The following is a 9,374-nucleotide window of genomic DNA, read 5'->3' as shown; positions in this document are numbered from 1 at the left end:
ATGGCTCGATCCGCCGCATCTGCGCATCCGAAAGCCAGATCAGATCATTCATGGCAACGCCTCCTCACGCCGCCATTGAATCAACCAATCGCCTTCCCGGCAAGAGATTTAATAGGTCCTGATCCTAAGTCGACATACGGCTGATCGCGACCTCCGCAAGATAGGCGTCCATGAGCCGAACGCCCCTGATAGTCATCCGGGTGAGTTTGCGCCTGGCGTCCGAAGGATCGGCGAGACGTTCGACAAGGCCGCAACGTTCCAGTGCGAGCAGGTGCCGAAGCCCGGTTGAGGCCGGTGCCGCCGCTCCAATGCAGGCGGATGAACTGGAAAGATGGCGGGGTCCGTCGACATGGAACCTCAAATCCAGCAGCATGTCCCAACCCGGCTCCGCGAAAAGGGCATGGTCGAAGTAACGGTCGCGCCACCGTCGCTCTTGATAGAAGGCACGCGCCATCGCCGAAAAGTTGCCGATGACGCCTCTGTCGAGGAAGGTCTTCGCGCGCGTTTCCGACAGTGGCCCGATCGTCTCGACCCGGTAGTCAGGGCGCGCGTTGATCACTGGGGCGGAATTTTGGGTCATCGGCACGACCTCCCTTGCGATAGAAGGAGGGAAGCTGACTTCGCCATGCCGGGTCGATACCGAAGCGCCGCTGCCGTCGGCGATGCCGCCACGTCGCCACGCCAAGGATCGCCAGGAGAGCATAGGCCCAGAGCGCGACGAAATTGCCGTAAGCCCAGGGCACGACGGCGGGGCTCAAGCCCGCAAGATGAGAGAGCGCTACGCACCCTTGCACCGCCGCCATCCAGATCGGCCAATATCGCGTCGAGAGCAGAGAGAGCGCGTAAAGCGCAAGGAAGGCGCCAAAATCGACACCAAACATCGGCCACTCGACGCCCAGGTACCTTCCGGCGCCGAGCGGTGCGATCAGCCAGTGGCTGAGCTGAAAATCCAGGATGAGAATCCCGGCTCCAACCCGCTCCGGCGCACCACCTCGCGCCATCGCGAACAGGCAACTTGCGACATAAAGGAGATTGAAGACAGCCATCCTGAGCATCACGCCATGCGATCGACATTGAGAGGCCTCCCGTCAACCACCGCCGGTTGCAACGAACCACCCTCCTTCGCCCTTGCTTCGCCGCGCAACGACGGAATGGTGTCTTTATCGCCTCCGGCCTCGAGTGGAATCCCGAAAAACTGCCGCGTGCGGTCGAGACTGTGATGTCCATCGACCACCTGCGCCATCGCGTCCGAAATCAATCCGAGCGATGTTACGAAATGACTGATCGCCTCCTGACCGACCACGGCCGACACATCGGCCTGGGTGCGCGCGTCAGGAAGGAAGCCGATCAGACGCGAACCGCTGGCTAAGGCTCGGCCCAGATCGCTTTCAAATGCTGTGAGATGTTCGACGATCGCTCCCGCGACGTGGTGCCGACGGTTGTGGGCTCGGCGAAGATGCGTAATGGACATCACGATCCTTTCCCCCGGGACTTCCCGGGCGTGCTTGGGTCGTCGAAGTCAGCCTGACAGTTGCAGCGCGATCTGGGTCAGCGCAGACGCGCCAGCGACTAATACGCCGGCGCCAATGGCGAGACCGACCAAGAGTAGCAGCGGCCACATGATCCGCCATCGCAAACTCAGGTCATTCCACGGCCTACCCCTTTGAGCGAACGGAAGAACGGCCAATCCGATCGTTTCGACTTCGACCTCCACGTCATGCCCGTCGCCATTGTCGGCGCGCCATCCCGATTCTGTGGACCCCAAATTTTGGGGATGCCCACCTTCGTGATCTCGAAGGATCTTAGCCGCGGTCAGGCTGTCTCCAGTGCCGAGTTTGCGCCGTGCAGACTTCAGGTGATCATGAACGGTATGGACCGACAGGCCGGTAACGCGCGCGATCTCCTTCGCCCGCATGGGGTGCAATAGCAGGTGGAGGCATTCCTTCTCCCGCGCGCTTAAAAGGTCGATTCTCATACCACAACCGACACTTGCGACGTGGCAGCGCTACGTCAAACCGATTTGGCTCACCGTCGTGATCGAAGCAGCAACCATTCATTCTGGTGAGCGAGATCATCCCTCGCCTTCAATCGAGCGTTTTACTTCGGTTGCCGGGTGGGTCGGGAATGGGCTTCCCGAAGCCGCGAAAGCGTCGCGCACCACTCGAAACATCGGTTCGCTAACGGCCGTCGTTGCGATAGCGTGACGGAGATACGCCGATGTGGCGTTGGAATTGGGTGCTGAAATGCCCATGACTGGGAAACCCCAGCTCATAAGCAATCGATGTGATTGGTCGATCACTCGAGCGCAGGAGATCCTCGCCCCGGTGCACCCGGCGTTTAATGACATAGCGGTAAGGCGATAGACCGACAGCGGCCTTGAACGCCGCGCCGAAATGGCTGACGCTCAGCCCCGCGACGTCGGCAAGCTCCAACAGTGAGATATCATCACCGATGTGCGTTTCGATGAAATCGATCACCCGCCGCAGACGCGCAGCGCCGAGCGCGCCTTTGGGCATCCGGCGCGAAGGCGGACGATCACTATAAGTGCGGAACAGATGAACAGCGAGCGTTAGCGAGACGCCTTCAGCGAGGAGCCGCCCCGGACCATGCGGCTCGGCGATCTCGCCAGACAGGATGCGTGCGGCCTTCTCGATTTCCGGGTCACGGGCCCCCACGACCGTGAGAAGGTCACTGCCGCGACGGCCGCCAAACGTGTCTCCGACCAGGTCGAGAATGGTATCGTCGAGTGCGATGATCAGGCCTTGGGGCCGGGCGTGCCATTGCTGAAAAAAATAACGATGCGCCGGATTGATGTAGACCGACCCAACGTCAAATCGCGTCTGTCGACGTTTACCATCGCGCGGTAGCTGCCACGTGAAATCCATCGGTCCGCTCTCATGAACGCCGACAAGGAACCGCGCCGCCCCGGTCAGCCGCCCCGGGTTAGGCGCGAACTGGGCGCGCATCACATGGACGCCCGCGTGCGACAACTGGCCGAGCGGACGAAAGTCGCCCGTGATACCGTCTGTCGTGAACTCGATCAGGTTGCAGGTATCTGTCATCGGCCCGTCATCGCCGAGTGTGGATCAAGGGACGCAAACGACGCTGTCGTGATCACCTCACAGTCATCCACAAGCACTGTCCCCTCGATCCGTTACCACTCCACCTGCCGTCGACGCCGGCACCTATCACAAGCCGTTGGTAAGATGGTAAAAAGACGTCACCGGATCGGTGAGAACATCGACCATTACCGCCAGAATCGTAAAGCCACGCCGGCTAACTCGATACTATGGTTCAACCGAAATCCCGCAGGCGTCGGAGGAAACACCCGGGAGACGTGGTCAACCCGGAATACGTATCCCGGCGGTGGACCTCCGGTCGGATCGAGGCTCGCCACGCAACGCGCTTCGACCGCCGTGGACGAGAGGTGAGCATGTCGATGGAACCCCGCAGAGCGACCGCCGCTGAAGTCTATCAATCAATCAAGGCGGACATCCTCCGAGGTGTCTTCCTCGCGGGTGAGCGCCTTGATCCGCGCGGTCTCGCCGAGATGACAGCGTCAAGCGCGTCGACGGTCCATATGGTCCTGGGCCGCCTGGCCGTCGAACACCTGCTCCTGTCACTGCCCGGCGAGGGCTTCCATATGCCGTTTCTCAACGAAGCGGCCCTGCGCGGTACCTATCGCTGGATGTGCAAGATCGCACATGTCGCCCTTGATCTCGCGGTGGAAGATCCGATCGACGACGCGCGCGGCTCGCCGCCAACGATCATCGTGGCGAAGAACGACCCGGACGTTCTCGCGACCGAGCAGTTCTTTGCATGTCTGGCTGCCCGAACGGAGATTGCGGACGTCAAATTCGCCATGGCGCAGACGAACGATCGCCTGCACGCCTTGCGCCGGCTCGAGAAGCGCCTGATCCCCGATGGCCTGTCAGAGATCAAAGCCATGAGTACACTGCTAGCGCAGGAAGAACACAGCGCTCTGCGTTCGGCCCTTGAGCAATATCGGGATCGCCGGCTCGCTCATGTGCCGGAGCTTGTGCGGCTGCGTCACCGCGTTCGTCAATAGCGCGTTCGCGCTCGAATCCAGGAAGGTTGGCGAGCGTGAGATTCCACGCCAGCACGCCGATCCATACCGATCGACAACCTCCGCAGCCGTCGCGGCCGGATTGAAATGACATTTAGAGATTTCCTCTCCCACATCGTGGCGAAACTTCAATCGACAAAAGTAAATATAATCAGATTTGGCATAATTATTTTATATACGTACTATTTTACAAGAATATTTCTTTCGGTATAAATTAACAACGCGGCGGGCATACTTCTCTTAAATTAATGACAATTCCAACATAGTTTGAACATAAACCCCGCTCGTGAAAACGCCCCTTTATATTGCTCCATTGCAGCAGTCCCGCTGCGCTTTGACAGGAGGCCAACATGGACAACACCGAAGAGCCGAACGATGTCATCATCGACTTGGGCGACGCGATCTCGGCGACCGAGGGAGACAGTGTTTTCCCCGGCGAAGAGCAGAACACGCTTCGCATTGACTGACCGATGGACGGCGCGCCCTACCGGCGCGCCGTCTCATTAGACGGTGAAAACATCATGCGAATTTCACCAGGCATTTATGTCGCCCCGATCGGGGAAAGAGTGGTTGTTCTCGATATTCGGACAAATCGATATTCGGCTTTCGATGGGGAACTCGCGGCAGCGCTTATCTGGTTGTCCAATAGCCCGCGACCGGACCAGCCCCCTCCTTCCCTGGAAGCGTTGAGCAGGCTCACCCGTTGCGGATTTGCACAGAATGACGGTCCGTCGGAAAGCCGGGATATGCCGGACGTGTCCACAGCCTCCGCTTACCCGACACCGCGGTACTGCGACCCGCTTGGTCAACCTCTCGGGCTTCGAGGGACGATCGACGTGCTCGGCAATCTCCTCAGCGCCTGGGATGCACTTCGAAGTGGTAGCATGGCCGTCTTGCTGCGCCGACTTGAGACCAGCGTTTGCCGTTCAGCGGCCAAGTACGACACCGACCTTCAGCGCCTGATCGATGCATATTACGCGGCACGCCCGTTCTTTCCAGCGCGACCGATATGTCGCCTGGATGCCCTCGCCTTGAGAGGCTTCTTGCGTGGTCGCGGTGTGTCGGCGCAGTTCGTTCTCGGCGTACGCCTCGATCCATTCATCGCCCATAGCTGGGTTCAAGTCACGGAAATCGCGATCGGCGAAGCCCATGATCGAATCCGCCAGTTCACACCCATGCTGGTTGTCTAGCAGCACCAATGATCGAGTTTGTCGTCGCTATCGCACGCTCCGACGAAGCTGCCTTCGAGGCATTGGCTTGTCTTTTCGCTCGCTCCGGCTTGCGACCGCTCCATCTCTCTCGCGCACTGCTGATCTACTGCCAGTCGCGACCTCAATCCCGCTTCGCCGCGCATATCAAGCCCGGTTGCTGCACGCTCGGCGTCGAACCCCGTGCGGGCCCTGGCGACCCTGGTGCGTATGTTCGTATCGACTGGTCCGGTGAGCGAGGCATTGTCATCGACCGTGACCCGACTGGATTGGTGCCATGCTGGCGCCTGCAAACCCACGCCGCAGAATTGTTCTGTTCCGACCCGATGCATGTCATCGACCTGCTCCATGTCCAACCCGACATCGACTGGGATTACATCGTCTATCATTTGAATGCGCCGCACAGCCGCGGGCGCCGGACAGGAATAGTCGGCGTCACGGAATTGCTTCCCGGTTGGCAATGTGAGGTCATCGGCGACACGACCGAAGAACGCGCCCGATGGATACCCGCCGAATCAGCCTCAGCGCCATTTGCCACCATTGAGGAGGCACAACACGAACTTCGCCACGCGGCCGAGGAATCGGTAGGCTCATGGGGACGACGTTACGAACGTATCGCGCTGACGGTCTCCGGCGGCCTGGACTCAGCGATCGTCCTGGGCCTCCTTCGTACCTGCGCACCCGGTACCACCGTCATCGGAGTCAATTATCTGGTATCCCATGCCGAAGGCGACGAACGTCAATATGCCGAAGCAGTAGCAAGTCTGAACGGCGTTCCTCTCAGAATCGAAACCATCTCGCCGCACGACCTGCATTTCGAACTCGACGAAGCAGGTGGGCGATTGCGTCCGGGCAATTTCGTCCTGCCGCTGGGATATCGGCAAGCGCGTGAACGGATCGCAGCGGAGGTTGCACCAGAAGCGATATTTTCAGGAACAGGAGGCGACCATCTTTTTCATGAACACGCCTCGCCTCAAATCGTCGCGGATGCGTTCGATGATCGACGGCCGCTGCGTGAGATTATTGCCATCGCACATCAACACGCGCCGCTGGCGCGCGAGACGCTCTGGACCATGTTGTGGAGCGGATATCGAGCCCATCGGTCGGGTGAGTTGGCGCAATGGGTCGTAACACCCAACGCCTTTCTCGCGCCCAACGCTACGGTCGCCCGGTGGGATGACTTCCTCCACCCGGACATCGCCTTCGCCCGATCACCGCGGCTAGGCAAACAGCACCAGATCGTGAGTTTCCATCAGCTTCAGGATCACCTCTGGCGATATGGGCCGGCATTCCCCACCGACGAAATCCACCCGCTGCTGTCCTTCCCCCTGCTCGACACCTCGCTCAGGATTCCAACCTATTGGTTCGGACGCGGGGCGATTCACCGCGGTCTGGCTCGGAAGACGTTTGGCGACCTGCTGCCTGACCTTGTGCGGGATAGACGAGGGAAAGGATCCAACACCAGTCACTGGATTCAGGTAATGACGCAGAACCTGCCATTCCTGCGAGATTTGATGCTGAATGGGGAGTTGGTCCGTCGCGGCTATGTAGACCGGCAACGAATGGACGCAGCGCTTACACCCCTCAGCCTCGCGGGGAAGATGGATTTTGGCGGGTTCACCGCATGCATCACCACCGAAATCTGGATCCAGCAGATGATCCTGGCGCGAGCCCGCTCGGTTCGTTCACACAGTCAAACCGCGTCAATTTCACACGTCACCTTTCCCGCAGATACGTCTCGAACCACCGAATAATCCGCGCCGAAGCATCGTGGACATTGCCGGGGCTGCCCAGGCTGTGGGGCTCGGCACGATAAACCGCCAGTTCCGCATCCACGCCCTTCTCCGCGAGCGCGGCAAACAATTCGTCGGCACCGTTGAACGAATCCAGTTCACCGCGGACCATCAGGGTCGGCGTGACGATCCGGCTCGCCTGCCAGATCGGGCTCTGCGCCAAATAATCGGGCAGATGATCGCCAATCGGGCCGTCAAAGGAAAGGAAGCCATCGGCGTCCTGGACCTCCTGAAGATCGGATGTGACGGTCGGCGCGCAATTCAGATCGGCAACTTCCGGCCGAGGTGATAAACCGTATCGCGCGAGGTTCGCGACGGGTGCCGAAATCACAGCCGCAGCAAAATCTCGAACCTGGGCCAAAGCGGTCAGTCCCGTCACCGCACCATATGAATGGCCAAAGTAACCGATGCGCCTGGAATCGATCTCGGGAAGCGCCTTGGCGGCCGCAATCGCGGGGATCATTTCGCGCATGATACGCTCGGTCAGCACGCCCGCGCCATCTTTTGGGAAGGCTCTGAAATCGACGACGAATACAGCAAAGCCATGCGCGAGTAGGCTTCGTAGCTGCCAATCCGAACTTGCATTCGCAGCAGACAGATACGGCTTCGGCGCAGAAAATCCGGGATAGGCCGTCATGACGAGCGGCAGCGTTGCGCCATCGCCTCGAGCAACTGTCGGGAGAAACAGCACGCCTGATCTCTCCTCCCCGCCCACCTGATATTCGACACGGCGGAAAGCGGCGCGCGTGATGCCCGCGACGAAACCGTTCGTCGATAGCAAGACCCGGGATTTGCCTCCCGGTCCGACCGCCCACAGGTATGTGCCGTCAGGTGCGTCGGCATGAAAAAGCGCGATCGCCCCGGCGGACCATCCATCGAAGACGGCCTGCTCCATCGGTGCAGCGGGGCGTTGTTTTCGGGCAAGAAATTTTATGTCCAGCCCGAGCGCGTCCCGTTGGTCCGGTGTCAGATCTTCAAGCGCCACATGCGGTTCCCGCGCGAAATTCGGTCCCGTTGCGATTGGCAATTCTACCCCCTCGGGAACGCGGGCCTTGAGCAGATAAATGTCTCCAGCCAATTCCGCGCTATGCAGGGCAGTGAATCGATGATGCACACTTTTACCCGTCGCGATGTCGCGGGTGATCAGATCGACGGGGCCATTCCCCTCGACATAACCGGTGCGGGTTACAGCATAAGCCCGGCGTCCATCGCGCGACCACGCCGGCACGCTATATTGGCTGACCGGCCCTTCGGCATTGCCCAGCCATGGGCGGCGTTCGCCATCACCGATCCGCACAATATCTGCACGCCAAGCGGCGCGCATCTCGAAGTCGGCCAAGTTAGCTTGGGGAGGAAATGCCTTTCGGCCGTTAAAGGCGATGCTTCGCCGCGCTTCGCCAGTGACGACGATCGCACTATCGGCGGCTGGAGAAAACGACGCGCCTTTGATCTGTCCAACCGCGAGCGTGCGCGTCAGGCCCGTTTCGGCCGAAACCATGGTCAGCGCATCCTCCGCGCGGCACGAGACCGGCGTCGTTGTCGACCAGATTCGTACCGATGGATCGCCAGCCCAGGTCTTCCGCCAGGCCTGAATTGTCGCCGTCAACCGATCTGGCCTGTCCGGTGCAGCAACGAAGGCGAGCGTGTCATGATTGACCCAGACGAGACCTGTGTCCGTGGCAACGCCGCGCGCGCCTCGAAGCGGTACGCCCCGACGCGCCGAATGGATCTTGAAGGAACGTGAACGGCGTGTTTCTGCATCCCAGACAACAATTTTCGTGATGCCATTACGAAGGATACCGAGGAACGCGAGCCTGGACCCATCTGCCGACCAGACCGGTGCATACGCGGTTCGCAAGCCCGGAATCGATTGGGAGGTATAGGCTGGCGCGCCGCCGCCGGTGTCGAGGATGAACAGATCCGCACGACCATTGGCGTTGTCATCCAGCACGCGATTGTCCGCCATGAAGCGTTCTCCGGGAGCAGCCGGACGGCTGATGGTCACCGCGACCAGCCGATAGGTCGGAGATGGCTGAACGTCGCCGATCGTCCGCCGCCGCAGCATGTCATCGATCGAGAAAGGGCGATGGCCGACGGGTGGCACGGCCCTTTCTCCGAATACCACCGGATTGAGCGGCACCGACGGGTTCGTCGCAAAGGCCGGCTCCTGCCCCACGAGGATTCCAGCCACGACGACCGACACGAAGGTGTGCTGCACAGCGCGCGAGAAGATGAATATGGGAAACATGGTCGTGCTCGAATTGAGGTCAGCTGCGTGCCGACCGG

9 protein-coding genes are annotated in these 9,374 nt (G+C 60.3%); 3 read left to right on the top strand and 6 right to left on the bottom strand.

What is annotated here, in order from left to right; genetic code table 11:
• Positions 1–124: 124 nt before the first annotated feature.
• The 5 genes from NFE57_RS15665 to NFE57_RS15645 form a co-directional block, all read right to left on the bottom strand.
• The gene (locus NFE57_RS15665) at positions 125–580 is read right to left on the bottom strand and encodes a winged helix DNA-binding protein (protein WP_252136532.1); all 456 of its coding nucleotides are present in this window, start codon (positions 578–580) and stop codon (positions 125–127) included.
• On the bottom strand, positions 540–1,046 hold the full coding sequence (locus NFE57_RS15660) for a hypothetical protein (protein WP_252136531.1): 507 nt from the start codon (positions 1,044–1,046) through the stop codon (positions 540–542). The genes NFE57_RS15665 and NFE57_RS15660 overlap by 41 nt, the downstream gene beginning before the upstream one ends.
• Before the next feature lie 8 nt (positions 1,047–1,054).
• Positions 1,055–1,471 carry a hypothetical protein gene (locus tag NFE57_RS15655; protein ID WP_252136530.1) on the bottom strand — a complete coding sequence of 139 codons (417 nt, stop codon included), beginning with the start codon at positions 1,469–1,471 and terminating at the stop codon, positions 1,055–1,057.
• Positions 1,472–1,519: 48 nt separating this feature from the next.
• On the bottom strand, positions 1,520–1,975 hold the full coding sequence (locus NFE57_RS15650; RefSeq protein WP_252136529.1) for a response regulator transcription factor: 456 nt from the start codon (positions 1,973–1,975) through the stop codon (positions 1,520–1,522).
• A gap of 202 nt (positions 1,976–2,177) precedes the next feature.
• On the bottom strand, positions 2,178–3,062 hold the full coding sequence (locus NFE57_RS15645) for a helix-turn-helix domain-containing protein (RefSeq protein WP_252136528.1): 885 nt from the start codon (positions 3,060–3,062) through the stop codon (positions 2,178–2,180).
• A 371-nt stretch (positions 3,063–3,433) separates the two neighbouring features.
• On the opposite strand from NFE57_RS15645, the gene NFE57_RS15640 reads away from it, so the two are divergent.
• The 3 genes from NFE57_RS15640 (at position 3,434) to NFE57_RS15630 (ending at position 7,049) form a co-directional block, all read left to right on the top strand.
• Positions 3,434–4,069, top strand: coding sequence for a GntR family transcriptional regulator (locus NFE57_RS15640; protein ID WP_252136527.1), 636 nt, complete (start codon positions 3,434–3,436; stop codon positions 4,067–4,069).
• A gap of 488 nt (positions 4,070–4,557) precedes the next feature.
• Positions 4,558–5,277 carry a lasso peptide biosynthesis B2 protein gene (locus tag NFE57_RS15635; protein ID WP_252136526.1) on the top strand — a complete coding sequence of 240 codons (720 nt, stop codon included), beginning with the start codon at positions 4,558–4,560 and terminating at the stop codon, positions 5,275–5,277.
• An 8-nt stretch (positions 5,278–5,285) separates the two neighbouring features.
• Positions 5,286–7,049, top strand: a complete 1,764-nt coding sequence (locus tag NFE57_RS15630) for an asparagine synthase-related protein (RefSeq protein WP_252136525.1) — start codon at positions 5,286–5,288, stop codon at positions 7,047–7,049.
• Here the strand turns inward: NFE57_RS15630 and NFE57_RS15625 are convergent.
• Positions 7,012–9,336, bottom strand: a complete 2,325-nt coding sequence (locus tag NFE57_RS15625) for a S9 family peptidase (protein WP_252136524.1) — start codon at positions 9,334–9,336, stop codon at positions 7,012–7,014. The two genes, NFE57_RS15630 and NFE57_RS15625, sit on opposite strands and share 38 nt — an antisense overlap.
• Positions 9,337–9,374: the final 38 nt, after the last annotated feature.

This window comes from Hephaestia sp. MAHUQ-44 (assembly GCF_023806085.1).
GTDB lineage: Bacteria > Pseudomonadota > Alphaproteobacteria > Sphingomonadales > Sphingomonadaceae > Sphingomonas.
This window is presented reverse-complemented; position numbering and strand designations above follow the sequence as displayed.